Raw genomic sequence first — 22663 nt, forward strand, 5'->3', positions numbered from 1 at the left:
CTGGCGAGATCCCGCGCCAGAGGCCCTCACGCATCTCGCATCACGAACCAGGCATGATCAAGAAAGTCCTCATCGCCAACCGCGGCGAGATCGCGCTGCGCATCATCCGGACCTGTCGCGAGATGGGCATCCAGACCGTCGCGGTGTACTCCACGGCGGACCGCGACTCCCTCCCGGTCCGCTTCGCGGACGAGGCCGTCTGCATCGGCCCGCCGCCGAGCGCGAAGAGCTACCTCCACGTCCCGAGCATCATCGCCGCGGCCGAGGTCACCGGCGCCGACGCGATCCACCCCGGCTATGGCTTCCTCGCCGAGAACGCCGACTTCGCGCGGACGTGCGCCGATCACAACCTCACGTTTATCGGCCCACGCCCCGAGACGATCTCCAGCATGGGCGACAAAAGCGTCGCCAAGGAGACAATGGTCAAGGCAGGCGTCCCCGTCGTGCCCGGCTCGGACGGCGCGGTGGCCGACGCAGCCGAGGGCCTGAAGGCAGCGCGAGATGCCGGCTTCCCGGTCATGATCAAAGCCTCTGCCGGCGGCGGCGGCAAAGGCATGCGCATGGCGAGCGACGAGGCCGAGTTCGAGAAGCTCTTCGTCGCGGCCAGCAACGAGGCCATGAGCGCCTTCGGCGACGGCCGGATCTACATCGAGAAGTTCGTTGAGGAGCCGCGCCACGTTGAGATCCAACTGCTCGGCGACGGGACGGGCAACGTCATCCACTTCGGCGAGCGCGAGTGCTCCATCCAGCGCCGCCACCAGAAGCTGCTCGAAGAGGCGCCCTCACCCATCGTGGACGAGGATCTGCGCCAGAGGATGGGCGAGGCCGCGATGGCCGGCGCCGAGGCCGTGAAGTACACCGGCGCCGGGACCGTGGAATTCCTGGTCGACAAGAACCGGGACTTCTACTTCATGGAGATGAACACGCGCATCCAGGTGGAGCACCCCGTCACGGAGGAGGTGACCGACACCGACCTCATCGAGTGGCAGATCCGCGTGGCCTCTGGCGAGACGTTCGACAGCGGCGCGCGCAAGCTCTACGGCCACTCCATCGAGTGCCGGATCAACGCCGAGGACCCGTTCCGCAACTTCGCGCCCAGCCCCGGCACGCTCACGGCGTTCCACAGCCCGAAGGGCCGAGGCGTCCGCTGCGACACGCACGTGTTCGGCGGGTACACCATCCCGCAGTACTACGACTCCCTCATCGCCAAGCTGATCGTGCGCGACAGCAACCGCGAAAAGGCCATCGCCAAGATGCAGCGCGCGCTCGGCGAGTTCATCGTCGAGGGCGTCAAGACCACCATCCCGTTCCACCAGCAGCTCCTGGCGGACCCCCGCTTCCAGGCGGGCGACTTCGATACCAAGTTCCTCGAACGCTTCGAGCTCGTTAAGGGGACTGGCGACTAGGGATTGGGGACCCGCCAGAGGCCGGTCCTACCCCAGTCGCGAGTCCCCAGAACCCAGTCCCCCCAACCATGAACATCCCTGCTGACCTCCGCTACACCAAAGACCACGAGTGGGTCCGCCTCGAAAACGGCGTCGCCACCATCGGCATCACCGACTACGCCCAGGGCGAGCTGGGCGACATCGTGTTCGTCGAGATGGACGTGGCCGAGGGCGACGAGGTCGAGGCCGAGGCCGCCTTTGGGACCGTCGAGGCGGTCAAGACCGTCAGCGAGCTGTTCGCGCCTCTGGCGGGCACCGTCGAGTCCATCAACGAGGACCTGGAGGACGCGCCCGAGACGGTCAACTCCGCCCCGTACGGCGACGGCTGGATGATCCGGATCACGACCGACGACGACGGCAGCGGCCTGATGTCCGCCGAGGAGTACGCCCACATGATCGGCGCCGATAGCTGATCTGCGATGCGCGCTTCGTGAGGGTGCCTCGGCCGACCGCCAGAGGCACCCTCACGCATTTCTACCCCGTTCCCGACGGCCTCTGGCGTCCGCACCCACACAGACCTCCCGCCTCACGTGTCACGTATCCCGAATCACGAAACCATCGTCATCCTGGACTTCGGGAGCCAGACGACCCAGCTCATCGCGCGGCGCGTCCGCGAGGCGGGCGTCTACTGCGAGATCCACCCGTGCACGATCGCGCCAGAGGCCGTCGTGGAGATGAACCCCACCGGGCTCATCCTCTCGGGCGGGCCGATGTCGGTCTACGACGAGGGCGCGCCGCAGGTGGACCCCTCGCTGTTCGAGATGACCGGCGAAGCGGGGGAGCCCGTTCCCGTGCTTGGCATCTGCTACGGGCTGCAGGCCATGGCGACGGCGCTCGGCGGCAAGGTGGAAGCGTCCGACCGCCGCGAGTTCGGCCACGCCGACTTGGTGGGACACGCCGAGACGCCGCTGTTCGCGGGCATCCCGACCCACACACGCGTCTGGATGAGCCACGGCGACCACCTGACAAAGGTGCCCGAAGGCTTCCGCGCCATCGCCGCGACAGACAACGCGCCTCTGGCGGCCGTCGCCCACGAGAGCCGCCCGCTGTTCGGCGTGCAGTTCCACCCCGAGGTGGTCCACACCGACGACGGCGCGCGGCTGCTCCAGAACTTCGCCCTCGCCGTTTGCAGCGCCAGAGGCGACTGGACGACCGAGTCGTTTATCGACGAGAAGATCCGCGAGATCCGCGAGACCGTGGGTGACCACCACGTCGTGCTCGGCCTCTCGGGCGGTGTGGATTCGTCGGTCGCGGCGGCGCTGTTGCACAAAGCCATCGGCGACCAGCTGACGTGCATCTTCGTGGACAACGGCCTCTTGCGCGCCGGCGAGTTCGAGCAGGTGCAGACCACGTTCCGCGACGGCTTCCACATCGACCTCCGCGCCGTCGACGCGAGCGAGCTTTTCCTCTCGCGCCTGGCCGACGTGGCCGATCCGGAGGAGAAGCGCAAGATCATCGGCGCGGCGTTTATCGACGTGTTTACCGAGGAGACGCACAAGCTGGAGGAGGAGCTCGGCCACAGGCCGAAGTTTTTGGCGCAGGGCACGCTCTACCCGGACGTGATCGAGAGCGTGAGCTTTAAGGGCCCCAGCGCGACGATCAAGAGCCACCACAACGTGGGCGGCCTGCCCGAGAAGCTGGGCTTCGAGCTCCTGGAGCCGTTCCGCGAGCTGTTCAAGGACGAGGTCCGCGAGGTGGGCACCGAACTGGGCGTGCCCGATGCCATCATCCGCCGCCACCCGTTCCCCGGGCCGGGCCTCGCCGTCCGCATCCTCGGCCCCATCACGCGCGCCGACGCCGACCTCTTGCGGCAGGCCGACACCATCTGGCTGGACGAACTCGAAACCAGCGGCACGTACGACGACGTGTGGCAGGCCTTCGCGGTCTTGCTCCCCGTCAAGAGCGTGGGAGTCATGGGTGACTACCGGACCTACGAGCAGGCCGTCTGCCTCCGCGCCGTAACGAGCACCGATGGCATGACCGCCGACTGGGCAAAGCTGCCGTACGAAGTGCTGGGCCGCGCGTCCAACCGCATCATCAACGAGGTGCGCGGCATCAACCGCGTCGCCTACGACGTAAGCAGCAAGCCACCGGCGACGATCGAGTGGGAGTAGGGGCGGGTGCAGAGGCCTCTGGCGCCGCTGCGAACGGCAGCGGCCGTGCCGCATAAGAAGAGACCCTTCTTTCCCCCAGCTCTCTCCTATGCGCGCCATCGTCCTCGAGCAGTTCGGCTCCCCTGACCACCTCAAACTCCGCGACGACGTGGACACGCCAGAGGCCGGGCCCGGTCAGGTGCTCGTCCGCGTCCACGCGGCCTCGGTCAACCCCGTCGATACCAAGATCCGCCAGCATGGCGATCAGTACGGGATCGAGCCGCCGGTCATCATCGGGTACGACGTGTCGGGCGTGGTCGAAGCCATCGGTGACGGCGTGGACGATCTCGTCGTGGGCGACGAGGTGTTCTACACGCCCGAGCTAGACGCAAACGGCGCCTATGCGGAGTACCACGTTGCCGACTCCGGCATCGTGGTCGTGAAGCCCGCGGACCTCTCGCACGAAGAGGCGGCGGCGATCCCGCTGGCGGCCTGCACGGCGTGGCAGGCGCTGATCGACAAGGCGGGGCTGAAGATCGGAGAGCACGTGCTGATCCACGGCGGCGGCGGCGTGGGCCACTTCGCGGTGCAGATCGCGCACGCCGCTGGCGCTCGCGTGGTCGTCGTCGGCAGTCCCGAGATGGAGGACGTGCTCTTGGACGGCGGTGCGGACGTGTTCGTCAACTACCACGAGGCCGACGGCACGAGCGCGATGGAGGACCTCTCGTGCGGCCTCGGCGCCGACGTGATCTTCGACACGGTCGGCGGCGAGACGCTCGCCAAGAGCGTAGACGCGCTCGCGCTCAACGGCCGGATGGTCACCATCGTCGGCGACGCCTCTGGCGCGTTTGGCAAGGTGTACCAGAAAAACGGCTCCATCTTCCCCATGATGATGCAGCGCGACGGCGGGATGCTGGACCGCATCGCGGCGCTGGTCGAGACCGGCGATCTGGAGCCCAGCATCGATAGCGTGATGCCTCTGGCGGACGCCGCCGAAGCGCACCGCCGGATCGAGAAGGGCGGCATCGAGGGCAAGATCATCCTCAAGCCGTAGCGGCAGCGCCCGGCTCTAACCCCCTCCAGGCCTCTGGCGAGACGTGCTCCGCCAGAGGCCTTCGTGTACGGGGGAGAGGGCGGCCCGCCTGGCGCCAGAGGCCCGGAGGGGCACGCGTGCGTACCCTTCGCGGCCCCACCACCTGCTGCCTGTGCTCCGGCGACTCCGCCGCTCCCGTCCCCCCGTAGCGTCTGTCGTCCAGCCCATCCCGAGTGGACTCGGGACGTTTGGCGGCGTCTTTACGCCCTCGATCCTGACGATCCTGGGCGTGATCATGTACCTCCGCTTCGGCTGGGTGGTGGGCCAAGTGGGACTGCTGGGCACGTTCGTGATCGTGACGCTCGCGACGAGCATCACGTTTCTGACGTCGCTCTCCATCGCGGCCATCGCGACGGACCAGCGGGTGCGTGCCGGCGGCGCGTACTACATGATCTCGCGGAGCCTCGGCATCGAGACTGGCGGCGCGGTGGGCGTACCGCTGTACCTGGCGCAGGCGCTCTCGATTGCGCTCTACACGATCGGCTTCGCGGAATCGGTCGCGCTGCGGTTTCCGGGCGTGGATGAGAAGCTCATCGGGCTCGTCACGACGGTCGCCGTGGCGGTTCTCGCGTTGGTCTCGGCGAGCCTCGCGATCCGGGCGCAGTACGTCATCATGGCGGGCATCGTGCTCTCGCTGCTCGCGCTGATCTTCGGCTCGTCCATCCCGCCAGAGGCCGCCTCTGGCGCCGCGAGCGCCGTCGAGCGCGTGGGCTTCTGGACCGTTTTCGCGGTCTTCTTCCCGGCCGTGACGGGGATCATGGCGGGCGTGAACATGTCGGGCGACCTGCGCGATCCCAACCGGTCGATCCCGGCCGGGACGTTTGCGGCCGTCGCGGTGGGCTACGCGATCTACATGCTGCTCCCCATCCTGCTGTTCTTCCGGGCGCCAGAGGCCGCGTTGCTCTCGGACCCGCTCGTGATGACGCGCATCGCGGTTTGGGGGGACTCCATCCTTGTCGGCGTGTGGGGCGCGACGCTGTCGTCCGCGTTGGGCAGCGTGCTGGGCGCGCCGCGCGTGCTCCAGGCGCTCGCGCGAGACGGCGTGCTCCCGAGGCCTCTGGCGTTCCTGGGGCGCGGCAGCGGCGACGAGGACACGCCGCGCATCGGGACCGGACTCACGCTCGGCCTCGCGCTCGCGGCCGTCTGGTTCGGCGACCTGGATCTCATCGCGCCGGTTCTGAGCATGTTCTTCCTCGCGACGTACGGCGTGCTCAACGCATCGGCGTTTGTCGAGTCCTTGCTCAAGAGCCCCTCGTTCCGCCCGACGTTCCGGGTGCACTGGGCGCTCTCGCTGCTGGGCTTCGCGGGGTGCCTGGCGGTCATGTTCCTCATCAACGCCATCGCGACGGTCGTGGCTATCGCGTCCATCTTCGGCGTGTACCTGTGGCTGGAGCGGCGCAGCCTGGAGACCACCTGGGGCGACGTGCGGCGCGGGGTGTGGATGGCGGTCACGCGCGCGGGCCTCTTGCGCCTCCGCGAGGCCGACGACAGCAAGAACTGGCGGCCCAACCTGCTCGTGCTCTCGGGCGCGCCGCAGAACCGCTGGCCGCTGGTCCAACTCGCGAGCGCGATCACGCACAACCGCTCCATCCTCACCGTTTCGACGGTCCTCACCGCGCCAGAGGTCACGCCCGAGCGCGTGCGCAAGGCAGAGCGCCAGATCGAGGAGTACCTCGCCGAGCGCGCGGTGCAGTCGCTCGTCCGCGTGATCGCTGCGCCGGACCCGTTTGAGGGCGCCGAGCGCCTGGTGGACAGCTACGGCCTGGGCGCGCTCGTACCCAACACCATCCTCCTGGGGGACCCGCAAGATCCCGAGCGCCAGAAGCGGTACGGTCAGACCATCGCGCATTTCTACGCCCGCAACCGCAACGTCATCATCGCGCGGGACGGGGGCGCCCAGGGCTTCGGCGCGCGCAAGCGCATCGACGTGTGGTGGGGCGGCCTGCGCGGCAACGGGGGGCTGATGCTCATCCTGGCGTACCTGCTCCACTCCAGCCTGGACTGGCGCGGATCTGAGGTCCGCATCCAGATGGTGGCGCCTACAGAGAAGGCCGCCCGCGACATGCGCGCAAGCGTGGAGGGCCTCTTGCGCGACACGCGGACCGGCGCCCAACTGGACGTCATCCTTGCCCGCTCCCGGCCGTTCGATCAGATCCTGCGCGAGACCTCGCGCGACGCGGACCTCGTCCTTCTCGGCATGGCCTCACCCGGCGAGGGCGACGGGTTCGCGGACTACTACGCCGCGCTCCGCGACCGGACGGAGGGATTGCCCACGACGCTGTTCGTGCTCGCGGCGGAGGACATCGCGTTCGGGCAGATGCAGGCGTAGGCCTCTGGCGCCAGAGGCCGGGGTAGCTTTACTCCTAGTACTCGACTGCGTCCCGATGCGTTTGTTTGGATTCGTTTTTGCTCTACTCGTTTGTTCTGGCTGCGCTTCGGTCCGATCTCCGAACTACAGCGAGCCCCCGGCTACGCTCGCGGAAGTGAACGAGGTCATGCGGGATCGCATCGTGGTGGTGCACTTCTTGGACAAGCGGAGGCCCGTGGAGGGCTACGTCCGGGTGGGCGAGGCGGCAACGAGCATTCAGCCGCTCGGAATGGAACCCCTCGATGAGCCTGCGGGCGTGCTGACCGCGGACATCTCGCACATCCGCATCCGGACGGAGTCGCCAGAGGCCTACGGCGAGAAGCGCGGTGCCGCGTACGGTGTGCTGCCGGCCCTGGTGGTGATGGGAGCGGGCGCCGTCGCCGCCGTCAACGACACGCCCTGCACGGCCGCGTGGGGACCGGGGGACTGCGCGAGCACGCGCCTGGCCTGGGGCGCCACACTCGGCGCGCTGGCCGTAACGGTGGGCTATCTGCGCGGCGGCGGCGCCAACGAGTTCGAGAAAACACTGATGGTCTACGAGGCGCCGATCACGCGCTACCCCGATGCCGCGCTCGCGCTGCTAACCGCGGAGCCTCTGGCGGAGCCGAACCCGACCGCGACGTCCGCGCCAGAGGCCGCCGCACCGGAGCGGTAGCCTCTGGCGCCAGAGGCTCGGGGCCGTATCTATCCATCCAGCACCCGTCTCAATATGCGTTGCCTCGCCGTTTTCCTCGTCGCGTTCATGCTCACCGGGTGTGCGTCCTCGCGCCGCGCCGAGTTGACCCCGCCACCGGTGAGGCTCTCCGAGGTCAACCGGGCACTTGAGGGGCACCGCGCGAACGTGGTCTACGCCGATGGGCGGGAGCCAGTGCGCGGGTTCGTGCGCATCGGTGCCGAGGAAACGACGGTGGTGGAGCGGTCGGGAGAGAACCACCGCGTCCCCACCGCTGACATCCTCCGCGTGGAACTGGACGCGAGCCTCACGCCGGCGCAAGGGGCAGGAAATGGCGCGCTCTACGGAGCGATTCCGGGCCTCCTCATGGCGGGAGCCGGGGGCATATCGCTCGCGACGACGAACTGCGACTGGTGCTTCGCGGAGGCATACATGATTGCCGGCGGAGGTGCGGTCGCGGTCCTGGGCGCCGTCGTGGGCACAGGCGCCGGCGCGCTCGGCGCGACGACCAGGGAGATGGTGCCGGTCTACGAAGCGCCCGTGACGCGCTACCCCGACGCTGCGCTCGAACTCCTGACCGCGGAGCCTCTGGCGGAGCCGAGTCCGACCGCTACCACCGCGCCAGAGGCCGCGGCGTTGGAGCGGTAGCCTCTGGCGCCGAATCAAAACCGCCAGAGGCGGGGAGGCCTCTGGCGGTGCGGCGTGGGAGGGAGGGTACCCGCTCCCGCCTACTGGTGCGGGCCCCTACAGCCCGAACCAGTAGGTCGCCTTGATCAGGAACACGTTCTCGACGGGCGAGCGGAACACCTCGCCGAGCTCGCGCGGCACGCTGAAGCCGTTGAAGTCGTCGGAGACGGTGCGCTGCTGCTGCCACACGAAAAAGAGCGAGCTGCCCGGGCGGTATTCCCAGCGCAGGACCGCGTTGCCGCGCAGCGAGCGGAAGCTGAAGTCCTGGTTGCCGACGGCGAAGGCCTCGCCCCCATCGCCGGGATCGACGAGGTAGCGCGCCGCGGTCTCATCGGCACCGGCCTCGCGGTAGAGCGTGTTGCCGTCGCCGTCGCGGACGATCGCGCCAGAGGCGTCGCGCTGCGGCACCTGGGGCGTGGCCGAGCCTCTAGCGTCGCCGTACACGTCGTAGTCGAACGAGCCGGGCGTGGCGAACTCCTTGAGGTTGGAGTAGCGGCCGGCGGTCACGAACGGCTGCGCGTAGAGCTGGAGCGAGAGGTCGGTCGTGAACGTCCAGTCCGCGCGGATGCCGAGCGAGAAGGACTCCTGATCGATGTCCGCGAACACGTAGCGGTTGCCAAAAGTGGACGTGGCCTCTGGCGCGGCGACGCGCGTGACGTACTGGTCGTTGTCGAACTCGCGGGAGTACTCCGGCTCGAAGGAGAGCGCGATGGCGTTGCTCGGCCGGACGGTGACGCCCAGCCCGATGCCGCGGTCGTACTCCGGCGGCGCGCCGGCGTAGTCGTTGCCGAACTCGGAGCGGAAGCTGACGCCGACGCCTGCGGAGACGGTCTTGCTGTCGTCCGTCCCGAGGCTCGCGTTGATGCTCGCGTCCATCGGGCGCTCCGCCAGAGGCCCGCCGCGCGTGAGCCGGTCGTTTTTGCTGACGGGCGCGAAGTTGAACCCGGCGTCGAAATTCCAGCGGTTGTTCAGCTCGCCGCCGGCGCCTCCGCCGAAGTACGTGATCACGCGGTCACCCGCGAAGTTGACGCCGCTGCCACCGTAGTGGTAGAGGTTCACGCGACGGAACGCCTTGGCCTCGGGCCAGCGCTTGCCGATGAAGTAGTTGAGGCTTGCAGCGTCGGCGCGGCCCTGGAAGCCGAGATCGTTGAGCTCCAGGCCGGGCGTGAGGACGTTGGCCGTGAGGGAGGCGTCCCAGCTGCCTTCCACGCTGCGCTGCAGCGAGAGCTCGGAGTAGGCGCCCGAGAGGTTCGTGCGCGTCGGGTCCACGCCGAGGTGGTCGGCGTCGGGCCGCTGGTAGTAGCGCTGCGGCGCGTTCTGGAGCCGCGTGATAAACGCCTCGGTCCCGTTCACAGTCGTCGCCGCAGCCACGCCGCTGGCGACCCACTGGCGTCCTGAGAACCAGTGCTCGAAGTCCACACCGGCCATGTACGCGCCAGAGGCCGCGACGCCGTCGAACAGCGCCTCGCTGCCCATCTGCCGGTTCGTCGCGGTCACGATCCCGCCGATGCTCGTGTTGCTCCCGCCCACGTTGCGCCGCACGCGGCCGACGAGGTAGTTGGACAGCGGCTCCACGGGCGTCGTCAGGTTCTCGCCAGAGGCGGTGACGTAGCGGGCGCGCTCCTCCAGCGTCACGGCGTCCAAGAGGCCCACGGACCAGCCGCCGATCTTACCGCTGACCTTGGCCGCGCTCGCGATGGTGGTCTGCTGCGGGCTGTCCACGTACGCGATGCCGGGGCCACCCACGCGCCGGACGGGCGAGCGCCCGATGCGGCGGGAGTAGAAAAAGGTCGGGCGGTTGGACGTGTTGTTCGTCCGCGTGCTGCCGTAGTCGAAGATGTCCACACCCTCGACGAAGAACGGGCGGCGCTCCTGGAAGAAGACCTCGAACTGGCTCAGGTTCACAACGGCCGGATCGGCTTCCACCTGCCCGAAGTCCGGGTTGACGGTCGCCGTCAGCGTGAGATCCGACGTGAGGCCGACCTTGGCATCGAAGCCCGCGTTGGGCCCGAGGTCGTTGGCCGCGTAGAACGGATCGTCCGCGTCGCCAGGGGCGCGCGTGAGCTGGGTGAGCGCGTACGGGATGACCTCCAGCTGGCGCGGCGCGCGCTCCACGTCCAGGCCGTCCAACTGGCCAAAGCGCGAGACGAAGCCGTTGCCTTCGGGCAGGATCGGAGCCCAGAACACGTCCTCGCCAGAGGCGGGCACGCGGCGCTGGAACTGAAGCCCCCACACCTCCGGCCCCGCGCCGGTGCTGTAGCGGAGCTGCGAGAACGGGATGCGCATCTCGACGGTCCAGCCCTGGCCTCTGGCGTCGTCGAACCGCGCGGTCTTGCCTTCCCACACGGCGTCCCAACTGGAGTCCTCGTTGCCGTCGTTGAACATCAGGATGTCCTGGTTCACGCCAGCGGCCGTCACGCCGAAGTAGAAGGCCGTGCGGTCGTCGTTGTAGGAGTCGAAGGCGACGGCCACGCGGTCGCTGCCGACGAACTGATCGCGCCGGGCCATGCGCGCCACGAGCGTGGAGGGATCGCGCACCCAGCACGTGAAGCCGACGTAGACGGCGTCGGTCCCGTAGAGGACCGAGACCTCGGTCTTCTCACCGGCGGGCTGGCCCGGGTTGGGGATGCGCTGCACGAAGCTGCCCGCGCGCGGCGCCTCGGCCCACGCGGCCTCGTCCAGCACGCCGTCGATGCGCGGCTCCTGGCCCGGCTGAAGCGCGAGGGCGCGGAGCGAGGGCGCCGTGCCTCTGGCGGCGGGCGCCACGCTCGCAGAGGGCTGGGCGTGCGCCAGAGGCGCGAAGAAAAGGAGGGCAAGAGCGGCGCGAAAGGGGATAGGCATGTGCAGAGAAGTCCTGGGGATGTGCCTCAGGACGGACGCCGCGCCAGGGGAGTTACAGGAGGTGCTAAAAAAACAGCACGGCCGTTGCTCCTCGGGCCGCCAGAGGCGCCCGGCGGCGTTCACCGCGGATTGACCCGGCGCCGGCGCGATGGCGGTTGCCGCGCCCCTCGCGAAGTCGGACCTTGCAACTCACCCTGCCTGACTCCGATGGTTCGCTTTTCGACGCTTTGCCTGGCGCTCTCCCTCCTCGTTGCCGCGCCTCTGGCGGCGCAGCCGGAGACGGCGGACGTGCTGACGGCCGCCAACAACACGTTCGATTCCGGGCTGGAGAGCTACAACGCGGGCACCTACGACGAGGCCTACGGCCTGTTCATGAACGTGGCCCGGGGCTACCCGTACCACGAGCGGACGACCGCCGCGCTGCTCATGGCCGGCAAAGCCGCCTACGCCGACGGCCTGTTCTCGCGCGCCCGCACCGCGCTGGACCAACTCATCACCGAGTACCCCGCGAGCCGCTACGCTGAGGAAGCGCGCCGCGTCCTCGCGCAGGCCTCTGGCGCCGACGTGCAGGTGCCGTTCGATCTCGGCGTGATCCTGCCGGCTGGTAGCGAGGACGCGTACCTCGGTCAGGCCGTCTTTAACGGCATCCGGATCGCCGTCGAGGAGCACAACGCAGGCTCCCCACGCCGCCCGGTCCGCCTCATCTTCCGCGACACCGGCGGCTCGGCGGAGAACGCGGCCCAGGCCGTCCGCGATGCCGCCGCCGCGGGCGCGGAGGCGGTCATCGGCCCGCTGTACAGCGGCGAGGCCGTGATGGCTGCCCAGGCCGCGCAAGAGGCCGGCATCCCGCTTCTCGCGCCTCTGGCGACTGCCGCCGACGTGACCGAGGGCCGCACGCTCGCGTTCCAGGCCAACCCAACCTTCCCCGCCAGAGGCCGCGCGATGGCCCGCTACGCGGTCAACGTGCTGGGCTACCGGCGCCTGGGTGTGGTGAGCGAATCGAACACCTTTGGTGAGGACATGGGCACGGCGTTCGCGCAAGAGGCCAGCCGCCTGGGCGCCGCCGTCGTGTTCCAGGAGCGCCTCGTCGGCGCCGCAGGGTGGGGCGACCTGGAGCGCCGCGTGGGCGCGAGCGTGCTCGGCCGCGCGCAGGCGGTCTACCTCCCCGTCACGGGCGAGGACGCTCCGGCCTACGCCGCCGACGCGCTCCGCAGCCTGGAAGGCCTCGCCGCGCCGCCGCGCCCGCTCGGCAACACGGAGTGGGAGGGCCTCACGACGAGCCGCGCCCGCGCCAGCCGCCTCGCGGCGCTCTTCACCCGCGACTTCTTCTCGCCCCCGGGCGCCGTGGACGCCTTTGGCGCGCGCTACCGCGAGCTCTCGGGCATCGGCCCGGACCGCCTCGCGCTGATGGGCTACGACCTCACGGGCTTCGTCGCGCGCAACCTCGACGCCTCTGGCGAGGGCTCGCTCGCAGACCGGCTCCGCGCCGCGACGACCTACCAGGGCCTCGGCCACCGCTTCAACTTCGACGGCGGGCAGGTCAACACCGCGCTGTTCATCCTCGCCTACCGCGACGGCAACGCGATCCTGGTGGAGTAGGGTACCGAGTACAGGGGGCCGGGTACGTGGAGGGCTTTGCTTGCGAAGGGGCTTTGGCGCCCGAGAAAGACAGCAGATATGCTGTCTCCTGAGCCTCGCCAGAGGCTCCCACCCATGTGGCCTCTGTAGCTCGGCTGGGCGTACCCTGCACCTCGTACCCCGTACCCCCCCCATGCACCTCGCAGGCTACCAGATCGACACCGTAGACGCCGGGCGCTTTGCCCTCGACGGCGGAGCCATGTTCGGCATCGTGCCGCGTGCGCTGTGGGCGCGGCACATCGCGCCGGATGAGCAGAACCGCATCCCCATGATGGCGCGGTGCCTGCTGCTGCGCGGCCACGGCCGCGTCATCCTCGTGGACACCGGCATGGGCGACAAGCACGACGCGAAGTTCGCCCGCATCTACGACGCCGGGCCGTTCACGCTCCTGGACGAACTGGGCGCGCTCGGCGTGGCGCCAGAGGCCGTGACCGACGTGTTCCTCACGCACCTCCACTTCGACCACGTCGGCGGCGCGGTCACGCGAGGCCCGGCCGCTGGCGATGTCGCCTCTGGCGCGCTCCGGCTCACGTTCCCCAACGCCGCGCACTGGGTGCAGGCAGAGCACTGGGAGTGGGCACACGAGAGCCCGCGCGAGATGGCCTCGTTCCTCGCCGAAAACCTGGAGCCTCTGGCGTCTTTGCCTCGCGAGGGCGACGGCGCGCGGCTGGCGCTGTTGGAGAGCGGCGCGCCGAGTCCGTTCGAGCAGACGGAGATCGTGACCGTAGACGGCCACACGCGCGGCCAGCAACTCCTCAAGGTGGTGGGGGAGGAGGACACGCTCCTCTTCGCGGGCGACCTCTTCCCGACCGCCGCGCACGTCCCGCTCCTCTGGATCATGGCGTACGACATCGCGCCGCTGGATACGATTGCGGAAAAGGCGCCGCTGTTGGAGCAAGCCGCCAGAGGCAGCTGGACCGTCGTCTTCGAGCACGACGCCGAAACCGCCGCCGGGCGCATCGTGGAGACGGAGCGCGGCTTCGCGGTGGAGGACGCGCGGGCGGCGCTCTAGCCTCTGGCGCCAGAGGCTGTATCCTGGGCCATGCGGTTGCCGTTCGTCCTGCTCGCGGTGGTCCTCGCCTCTGGCGCGGCGGCGGTCATCACACCTGCCGCGGCCCAGCCGCCGGTCGTGTGGGAGCCGCTCCCCTCCACCGCGCAGACGGTGAACGAGAACGCCATGGTGACCGCCCTCGCCCTCGCGGAGGCGCCCGGGGGGGGCACCGCCGTCTACGTCCACGCGGGGCGGACCTACCGGCTCGACGACGACGAGCGGGACTGGACCCCGCTGGACCTCGGCGCGCCAGAGGCCGTGACCGTTACCGTCTTCGACGCCAGAGGCCGGGCGGTGTGGGCCTCTGGCGCCGGCCCCGCCAGAGGCGAGCACGCGTGGGAGATCGACGCGTCGGCGTGGGCCGCTGGCGTCTACGTCGTCCGCGCCGAGATCGGGGGCGGGGCGGTGAGCGCGCGGCTGACGGTCGCGCGGTAGCGCCAGAGGCGGCACGCGGTTTGAACCGTCAGGAGGCGATCCCTGTGTTCGGCCCTGCGTGGCTCCCTCTGGCCCTCCGCGCGCCTCCGGCGTGCGACGCGCGGCCCGTGCGTGCCCCTGCCGGGTAGAACCGTAATCCCACCGCCCGTCTATGACCGCCCCGACTCCCGCCGTACGCGCCGCCCTCGTCGCGGCCTTCGTGGTTGTGATCGTCGGCGTGCTCGCCGTTGTCCTGCACCTCTTGCGCGTGGACCACGAAGCGGAGACCGCCGCCGCCAGAGGCGTCGAGGCCCGCGCCGCCACGCTCGCCGCCGCGCTCGCGACCGACGGCAGCGGGGGCAGCCTTGCCGACCGCTTCGACGCGCTCGCCTCGCTGGACTGGCCCGCCGGGCTCGCTCTCTTGGACGCCTCTGGCGAGATCGTCAGCGCCTCCGATCCCGCGATGGCCGAGGTCACGCCGTGGAGCCAGGCCGCGCTCACGCCAGGGGCCATCGTGGTCTCGCGCGGCGATTCTCGCGTGGCGGTCGCCGTTCGCGCCCTGGGGCAGAGCGGACAGTCGCTCGGCGTCGTGCAGTACGTGGAGCCCGCGGGCGGGACGTGGGGCGTGCTCGGCATCGCGCTCGCGCTTGCCGCGCTCGTGCTCGGCGCCGTCGCCGCGCTCGCGTGGTACGCCGGACCCAGGGCGACGGCCGTGCTGAGCGTCACCGCCGAGCGCATGGCCGCCAACCGCGAGGGCGATCCTCGAACCCAGGTCGTCGCCGCGACGCGCGTGCTCGGGCCTCTGGCGACCTCGCTGGAGCCTCTGGCGAACCGACTACTCGCCTACCGCTCCGACCTGAGCGACGCCAGCCGCCAGGTCGCGGCGCTGCTCCAGATCAACCCGCACTACGTCGTCATCGCGACGTTCGACGGCGAGATCATCGAGGCGAACCCGTCGTTTTACGCGGCCACAGGCCTCTCGCACGAAGTCGTGCGCGGGGGCAGCGTGGACCTCTTGCGAGACATCTTCCCGCTCGGGCCGCTCCTCGAAGTCGCCGACCGGAGCGACCGCGAGAACTCCTCCATCCAGGGCATCGAGTACGAACTGGTGGATTGGGAAGGACGCCAGCTCCCCGTCCTCGTCTCGTTGCGCGCCGTCACGGTGCGCCGCCGCAAAGCCGTCCTCATCCAGGCGACGGACGTGTCCACGCAAAAGCGCTTGGAGCGCCAGGTGGCCGCCTTCAGCGACTCCCTGGAGCTGATGGTGGATCAGCGCGTCGCCGCCCTTTCCGCCGGCCGCACCACGCTCCGCCAGCTCATCGACCGCGCGAGCGTTGTCCTCGCCTCCTTCGACGCCGCCGGCATCACGATCCGCTGGAACGGCGCCGCCCAAACCCTCACTGGCCGGATGCAGGCCGACGCCGCGGGCTTCCACGCCGCCGTCGCCACGCTCGGCCTCACGGAGAAAGAAGCCGCCTCGCTCGCCCGCTGGTTCTGGAGCGACGCCGAGCACCCGTTTGTCGCCACGTCCTCCTTCGAGGTGGAAAGCGGTGAAAGCGTCGAGCGCCGCATGGTGTGGCGCCGCGTCCGCAACGCCGAGCCCGGCCAGACCGACTCGCGCACGCTCGTCGGCGTCGAGGTCCCCGACTCGCTCCCCATCCAGGAGCTCCCGGCCGAGGCGCCGCGCCCGTCCGCCATTCCCCATGCGCCTCTGGCGTCCCGCCACGCGCGCGCGGGCGGCTACGTGTTCGAGGCCACGATGGACGAGGCGCCCACGCCAGAGGCCATCGCGGAGGAAGAGGCCTGGATCCGACGCCTGTCCTCGGACAAGCCGGACGCCTTTGGAGGCGGTGGCCGCCGCCGCCAGCCGCCGCCCGGTGGCGGTACCTGGGTCGCCAGAGGCCCGGGAGGCGACGGCATCGCCTAGGCCGGCGGGAGGCCTGCCGAGACCCTCGCTGCTCCCGATGGGACCGCGGGGCCGAGCGAGAAGGGGCGCGTCACTAGATTCGCGCACTCCTCTCGCATTGACATGGCCTCCTTCGCGCTTTTGCTCATCGACCGGGACGCAGCGCCTCTGGCGGAAGCGCTGCAACGCGACGTGCCGGGCCTGAGCGTCACGCCGTGCACGAGCCTCGTGGCCGCGCGCGCGCACCTCGTCGGGAGCCGGTTCGGCGCCATCCTCGCGGAGTACGACCTCCCCGATGGACCGGCGCTCTCGCTTCTCGAACTCCCAGTCACCATACCCCCGCTGTGGGTCCGCGCAGGGAGCGCGCTCCGGGCGGAAGAGGCCTTGCGCGATGGCGCCGTCGGCTTCGTGGCCGGGCCGGACGCCCGCGCTCTGGGGCCATTCGTCGCGTGGCACGCGGGGCTCTCCGAACTCGTGGCGCCTCTGGCGGAAAGCGAAGGCGCGGACGAAGCCGGCGGGGATGAAGGCGCGAGCGACGAGCAGATGCCAGAGGCGACCGCACTCTACTTGGAGCGCGTGCGCGGCGAGCTTGGCCGCATCACGCACGCGCTCAACAACCCGCTCGCGGTGATCTCCGGGAACGTGCAGCTCGCGCGTGAGCTCATCGTCGCCGCGCCAGAGGACCCGATGGTGTCCAGCTCATTGGAGGACATCCAGACGGCCGCCAAGGAGCTCGGCGCACTGATCGAAGACATCAACGAGCTCCGGCGCTCGCTCGCGCCGCCCCCGCCGGAGCTCGGCTGAGCTCGCCAGAGGCCTCTGGCGCCGCCCGGATGAGGGGGCGAAACGTGCGCGCGAGGAGCGGAAACGTAACGGCGGGCGACCGGCGCGCAGGAGGGGACCGGAAAACCGGGCGATAGGGCGAACCGCGCGCTATTGCCACACGCCGCGCGAGTTCTCGGGATGGGACGCGATGTGGGAAAAAGGAGCCTCCATCCCACTTAAGGGAAGCGCGCGCGGCACCGATACCGTGGGAGTCAGCGCAGCCCGCTGATGCCCACCTACTCAGCACGCGCCCATGCCTTCCGCTCCGATGACCCCGGCGCACGAACGAGACCACCTCGATCGCGCCGCTGCTTCCTTCGAAGCGCTCCCTGATGCCGCCCGTCAACGATGGACGCGCGCCAACGAGCACGTCGAGAACGCCCGCGTCTACGATGCCTTCCTGGAGTTCAACGAGCTCCTCAAAATGCCCGGCCTGGACGCCGTGGCCCGCACCGACGCGCAGCTCCAGGCGGTCCGTTGCCTCCGGGACGCGCCCGTCGAGCGGGTCAAGACCGAACTCGCGCTTATCGAGCCGCACGACGCCTACCAGACCGTCGTGCTGGACTACCGTCTCGGCTGGCTGATGCGCCACCGGCTCTCCAGCCTCGCCGCCGCGCTGCAGTACTTCGACCGCGTGCGCGAGGAGGCCCGCCGCCTCGGGACGCGTCCCTGGGAGATCGCGGCGTTGCTCCAGAAGAGCGCCACGCTGATGGCGCAGGGCTCGCTGGAGCAGGCCATCGAGGTGTGCATGCGCGTGTACAACCTCAGCCGCCGCAACGGCTTGGTGGAGTACATCCCGAAAGCGCTGATGAACAAGGGTTACGCCCTCGTTCAGCTCGGCCGCCCGCAGCAGGGCGAGGAGCAGCTCCAGAAGGCGTACGAACTCGCCTGCCGCAACGACCTCCTCGCGGAGCAGGGCATCGCGCTCCACATGCTCGCGCAGGTCTACCACCACGACTTCAAGTTCTACGGCCTCGCGCTGGAGTACTACGAGCAGGCCCGCGCCATCTTCGACGAGGTGCCCGTGTGGCCCAGCGTCGTGGAGCGCGTGGACGAGGACATGGCTTCGGCGCAGAGCGAGCTCGCCGAACTGGACCTCGCCAAGATCCTCGGCCCCATCCCCATCGCGCGGCTGCGCCAGGAGTACCTCACGAGCCTCGTCAACGGTTTCGTCGGCATCCCCGGCATCGACAACCGGACGCAGCTCGGCAACCGGATCGGCCTCACGCGGCAGGCCATCCACCGCAACATCAACAGCTAGCCACTTGCGGCACGGAGCCGCCCGTCTGCAATCGTCTCGTGGTGGGCTCCCCATTCGCTTCTGAAGCAGGAGGCGAGTGGGGAGCCGCTTCCACGAAACGGTGGGGCGCCAGAGGCCCGAGCCACACAAAGCGCCTCTGGCGTGCATGTGGAGGTGTTGTGTGAAACCGGCAGGGGCCCTGCAGAGCGCCCTTCCTCCAAACGGGGCACACCCTATCTTAGTGGGTCCCCACCCGTTAGACCTCCAGCGTATCGGCATCTGTGCTACCCCCGCGAGTCATTCTTGGCCCGCTCCTCGGTTCTAGCCTGCACAGACCTATGACGCATGTCCTGCGTCTCGCTGCCGTTTTTACGGCCCTGATCGCGCTCCCCGCCGCTGCCCAGCAGCGCGCCGATGCCGCTCAGCTCCTCGCGCCAGAGGCCGGTGTTGCGCGCTCCGCCGCGGCCGGTGATCTCGCGCCGAAACAGGGGGCAACGGTCCGCATCGTGGAGGAAACCCCGGGAGCGGTCACGTTGGAGGTCACCGCGTACTGGCCGGAGCGGATGAAGGACGGCTCGGCGCCAGAAAGCGCCGACGCGCTCGCCGCGCGCTTGGTCGGCAGTGAGGCCACCGCGACGGCCCTGATCGAACTCGGCTCCCGCGTTCCCCCGCAAGTGGAGGTCTTGGAGGCCGACGGCGAAGACGTGCAGATGGCGGGCGCCTCGCGCCTGACCGAAGCGTTTGCTGGGCCTCTGGCGGAGGTCGTCGGCGTGGGGGAGCGGCGGCGCAAAACGGTGGGCAGCCTCCGGATCCGCCTTCTACAGGTAGACGGCGACCGTGTCACGCGGTACACGCGCGTGCTCGTCCGCGTCCGGCGCACGGCGCCAGGGGCTGGCTCGCTCGCGCTCAAGGCCGGCGGTGGCAGCGCGCACCTCGCCGTGACGCGGAGCGCCCTCGCCGAAGGGCGCTGGTTCAAGCTCCCGGTCCCCGAAAGCGGCGTGTACCGCATCACGCGCACGTTGCTCACCGATCTCGGCGTGGACCCGGCCACGACCGACCCCAACCGCATCGCGACGTACCACAACGGCGGCGAGCCGCTGCCCGAACTGGCGGGCGCAGACCGGCCCGTGGATCTCGTGGAAACGCCCTCGCTCGTGATCGGCGGGGGGGACGGCAGCTTTGGCGAGGGCGACGCCGTGATCCTCTACGCCCAGGGTCCGCGCACGTGGCAGTGGAGCGACCGCGGCACGGCCTCGCCCGATGACGACGGCTGGGACCACACCCTCAACCCGTTCACGACCACGTCCGCCGTGTTTATCCGCGTCGACGCGCCAGAGGCCCGCCGCGTGGGCGCGGCCACGTTCCCTGGCTGGAGCGACGCGCAGCCTCTGGCGACCGTGACCGGCCGCCTCCTGCACGAGAGGGACCTGGAAAACCTGGAGCGCGAGCAGAGCGGCTCCGGTCTCCACTGGCTGGGTGAGGAGATCACGCGCACCAGCACCGGCGTAACGGTGTTGGACACGATCCCGCCCGACCGCGTCGGCGCCGTGCTGTACCGCGCGCAGCTCGCCGCCCGGGCGGCTCCTTCCATTCCGGTCACGCTTGTCCAGAATGGGCAGACCATCGCGCAGGTGCGCCCCCCACAGGTCGACTTCTCCACGCCCGTCGGCGCGCTTGCGACGATGCAGGTCGCCGAGGTGAGCACGTCGCCCGCATCCACTCTTGCCATCACGGCGCGCGCCCCCACCGCCGGCCTCGGCGCGACGGCCTGGATCGACTGGATCGAGGCCACGTTCCAGCGCCGCGCGCGGGCCTCTGGCGGCGTCGTGCAGTTTCCCACGCCCGGCGGACAGACCGGACGCTTCGAAGTGGCTCTGGAGGGCTTCGCCGCCGCGCCAGAGGCGTGGGACGTAACCGAGCCGGGTGCGGTCCGCCGCCTGGGAGTCCAGGCCTCTGGCGGGAACTACCGCGTGCAGGTGGAAGCCGCGGGTGGGGAGCGCGAGATCGTCGCGTTCGATCCCGGCGCGCCGCTCCGGACGTTCACGGGCGGCGAGGCCGTCGCGAACCAGAACCTGCACGGGATCGGGAGCTACCCGGACTACGTGATCGTGGTCCATGAGAGCTTGCGTGAGCCCGCCGAACGTCTGGCGGCCTACCGGCAGGCGGACGGGCTTGAGACGCTCGTCGTGCCGGTCGGGCAGATCCAGAACGAGTTCGGAAACGGCGTGCTGGACATGCGCGCCATCCGGGACTACATGAAGTTCCTCTACGACCGCGCGCCGGACGAGGCCAGCCTGCCGCAGCACCTGCTCCTCTTCGGCGACGGCCACTACGACTTCCGAGGCATCAAAAACGGCCCGCCCATCTACGTGCCGACGTACCAGACGGAGGAGATGCTGGTCCGTGACCGGAGCTACACCTCGGACGACTACTTCGGCCTCCTCGGTGACGACGAGGGCGTCTGGGAATGGACGGCTTCGCAGGGCGCGTCCTCCACCAGCTTTGAGCGCGTGGACCTCGGCATCGGGCGCTTCCCCGTGCAGACGCGCGAGGACGCGAACATCCTCGTGGACAAGATGATCGCCTACGAGTCGCCAGAGGCGCTGGGCGAGTGGCGCACGCGCATGACGTTCCTGGGCGACGACCAGTACCCCAACAACACCGACACCGACCTCCACATCCAGAACGCCGACGCCGTTGCGGAGCGGGTGCGGAGCGAGAGCCCGGAGATCACGGTCCAGAAGATCTACATGCCGTCCTACCCCGAGGTGGGCGGCGAGTCCGGCCGCCGTCGCCGCCCGGGCGCGACCGAGGCCTCGCTGCGCGCGCTCAACGAGGGCACGCTGGTGTGGAACTATATGGGCCACGGCGGTCCCGAAGGCCTCGCCGATGAGCAGCTGTTCACGGCCAGCGAGGTCCGCGCGATGGACAACCCGGACCGGCTCCCCATCTTCGTCACGGCGACGTGCTCGTTCGGCAAGTACGACATCGTAGACGGGCAGAGCCTGGCCGAGGAAACGCTCCTTCGCGACGGCGGTGGCTCCGTCGCCATGTTTACGACCGTCCGCGTGGTCTACACGTTTATCTCCACAACCTCGCTCAACCTCGGCCTCAACATCGCGCTGACCCGTGCCATGCTGGAGCGCGACGCGAATGGGCGCCCGAGGCGCCTGGGCGACATCCTCGCGGAGGCGAAGAACACGGACGTGGGCGCGCAGCGCAACAACCGGAAGTTCAACCTCCTCGGCGATCCCGCGATGCGGATCGGCCTGCCAGAGCGGCCCGTGCGGATCACACACGTCAACGGCGTGCCGCTGCCCGCCGGGACAGCGCCCCAACTGCGCGCCTTTGAGACGGCGCGGATCCAGGGCGAGGTGCTGACCTTCGGCGGCCAGCCGGACGCATCGTTCGAGGGCACGGTCTCGCTCACGGTTCAGGACGTGGAGCGCCAGATCCAACTCCCGGTCCGCGTCAACACGCCGGGCTACTACGTGGTCCAGAACGACCCGATCTACGCCGGCCGCGCCTCAGTCCAGGCTGGACGCTTCGACGCGCAGTTCCTCGTCCCGCAGGATGTCTCGTACTCCGGCCGCCCCGGCCGCATCGCGGCCTACGTGCTCGGCGGGGGGACGGGCGCGGACCTCATGGACGGGCTCGGCCAGACGCAAGAAGCCCTGATTGCGCAGGACGCCGCGGAACGGCCCGACGACGGCGTCGGGCCTGAAGTCCGCCTGTTCCTCGACGACACCACGTTCGTCTCCGGTGGCATCTCGCGCCCGGACCCGGTCCTGATCGCGCGGCTGCGCGACGCCAACGGCATCAACACCGTCGGCGCGGGCGTGGGGCATGAGCTGCTCCTTACCATCGACGGCGATCCGACGAAAGCCGTGGACGTGGGCCGCTACTACGAGGGCGACCTCGATACCTTCCGCTCCGGCACGATCCGCTTCCCGCTGAGCGAGCTGGAGCCCGGGCGGCACACGCTCTCGCTCACGGCCTGGGACGGCGCCAACAACGCGACCACCGAGGAGATCTCCTTTGTCGTCGCCGAGGGCTCGGACCTCGTCGTGGAGAACGCGTACCCGTACCCCAACCCGACCTCGGGGCGGAGCACGTTCTTTTTCGAGCACAACCAGCCGCCGGGCACGCCGGCGCGCATCCAACTCCGGATCTATTCCCTGGCGGGCCGGCCCGTACGTACGTTGGAGCGCGATGAGCCGTTGAACGGCGGGATGGTCCGGATGGACTGGGACGGGCTGGACGACGACTTCGACCCGCTCGCCAGCGGCATCTACCTCTACCGCCTCCGCGTGGAGGTCGACGCCGCCGACGGCACGCAGCGCGTAGCCGAGCGCCGTGACCGGCTCGCCGTGATCCGCTGACCCACCT

The 22663-nt window shown here is 69.8% G+C and carries 15 protein-coding genes; 14 read left to right on the plus strand and 1 reads right to left on the minus strand.

Features of this window, described 5'->3' with window-relative positions; genetic code table 11:
* Window positions 1-53 precede the first annotated feature (53 nt).
* The 7 genes from accC (at window position 54) to BSZ36_RS02230 (ending at window position 8320) form a co-directional block, all read left to right on the plus strand.
* Window positions 54-1406 carry an acetyl-CoA carboxylase biotin carboxylase subunit gene (accC, locus tag BSZ36_RS02200; protein WP_094545543.1) on the plus strand — a complete coding sequence of 451 codons (1353 nt, stop codon included), beginning with the start codon at window positions 54-56 and terminating at the stop codon, window positions 1404-1406.
* Window positions 1407-1474: 68 nt separating this feature from the next.
* Complete coding sequence (gene gcvH / locus BSZ36_RS02205) at window positions 1475-1858, plus strand: glycine cleavage system protein GcvH (RefSeq protein ID WP_094545545.1); 384 nt, start codon at window positions 1475-1477, stop codon at window positions 1856-1858.
* Window positions 1859-1984: 126 nt separating this feature from the next.
* Complete coding sequence (guaA, locus tag BSZ36_RS02210; protein WP_094551110.1) at window positions 1985-3559, plus strand: glutamine-hydrolyzing GMP synthase; 1575 nt, start codon at window positions 1985-1987, stop codon at window positions 3557-3559.
* Between the two features lie 88 nt (window positions 3560-3647).
* On the plus strand, window positions 3648-4592 hold the full coding sequence (locus tag BSZ36_RS02215; RefSeq protein WP_094545547.1) for a quinone oxidoreductase family protein: 945 nt from the start codon (window positions 3648-3650) through the stop codon (window positions 4590-4592).
* A gap of 142 nt (window positions 4593-4734) precedes the next feature.
* A complete protein-coding gene (locus tag BSZ36_RS02220) occupies window positions 4735-6960 on the plus strand; it encodes an APC family permease (protein WP_425442694.1) in 2226 nt (741 codons plus the stop codon).
* A 166-nt stretch (window positions 6961-7126) separates the two neighbouring features.
* Entirely contained in the window at window positions 7127-7654 is a 528-nt protein-coding gene (locus BSZ36_RS02225) for a hypothetical protein (RefSeq protein WP_143536724.1), read from the plus strand.
* Between the two features lie 54 nt (window positions 7655-7708).
* Entirely contained in the window at window positions 7709-8320 is a 612-nt protein-coding gene (locus tag BSZ36_RS02230) for a hypothetical protein (protein WP_094545555.1), read from the plus strand.
* A 96-nt stretch (window positions 8321-8416) separates the two neighbouring features.
* On the opposite strand, the gene BSZ36_RS02235 is transcribed toward BSZ36_RS02230, so the two are convergent.
* Complete coding sequence (locus tag BSZ36_RS02235) at window positions 8417-11200, minus strand: DUF5916 domain-containing protein (protein WP_094545558.1); 2784 nt, start codon at window positions 11198-11200, stop codon at window positions 8417-8419.
* 207 nt (window positions 11201-11407) lie between these two features.
* Here BSZ36_RS02235 and BSZ36_RS02240 point away from each other — a divergent pair, with 207 nt between their 5' ends.
* The 7 genes from BSZ36_RS02240 to porU all read left to right on the plus strand — a co-directional run bounded on the left by BSZ36_RS02240 (window position 11408) and on the right by porU (window position 22656).
* On the plus strand, window positions 11408-12799 hold the full coding sequence (locus BSZ36_RS02240; RefSeq protein WP_094545560.1) for an ABC transporter substrate-binding protein: 1392 nt from the start codon (window positions 11408-11410) through the stop codon (window positions 12797-12799).
* Window positions 12800-12971: 172 nt separating this feature from the next.
* Window positions 12972-13850, plus strand: a complete 879-nt coding sequence (locus BSZ36_RS02245; RefSeq protein ID WP_094545563.1) for an MBL fold metallo-hydrolase — start codon at window positions 12972-12974, stop codon at window positions 13848-13850.
* Window positions 13851-13880: 30 nt separating this feature from the next.
* A complete protein-coding gene (locus BSZ36_RS02250; protein ID WP_094545565.1) occupies window positions 13881-14324 on the plus strand; it encodes a T9SS type A sorting domain-containing protein in 444 nt (147 codons plus the stop codon).
* Between the two features lie 151 nt (window positions 14325-14475).
* On the plus strand, window positions 14476-16230 hold the full coding sequence (locus BSZ36_RS02255) for a PAS domain S-box protein (protein ID WP_094545568.1): 1755 nt from the start codon (window positions 14476-14478) through the stop codon (window positions 16228-16230).
* Window positions 16231-16332: 102 nt separating this feature from the next.
* Window positions 16333-17013: a histidine kinase dimerization/phospho-acceptor domain-containing protein gene (locus tag BSZ36_RS02260; protein ID WP_094545570.1), complete on the plus strand. Its 681-nt coding sequence runs from the start codon at window positions 16333-16335 to the stop codon at window positions 17011-17013.
* Between the two features lie 274 nt (window positions 17014-17287).
* The gene (locus BSZ36_RS02265) at window positions 17288-18295 is read left to right on the plus strand and encodes a tetratricopeptide repeat protein (RefSeq protein ID WP_143536725.1); all 1008 of its coding nucleotides are present in this window, start codon (window positions 17288-17290) and stop codon (window positions 18293-18295) included.
* 317 nt (window positions 18296-18612) lie between these two features.
* Window positions 18613-22656, plus strand: coding sequence for a type IX secretion system sortase PorU (porU, locus tag BSZ36_RS02270; RefSeq protein WP_094545576.1), 4044 nt, complete (start codon window positions 18613-18615; stop codon window positions 22654-22656).
* The last annotated feature ends 7 nt before the right edge of the window (window positions 22657-22663 follow it).

The sequence above is a fragment of the Rubricoccus marinus genome (genome assembly GCF_002257665.1).
Taxonomy (GTDB): domain Bacteria; phylum Bacteroidota; class Rhodothermia; order Rhodothermales; family Rubricoccaceae; genus Rubricoccus; species Rubricoccus marinus.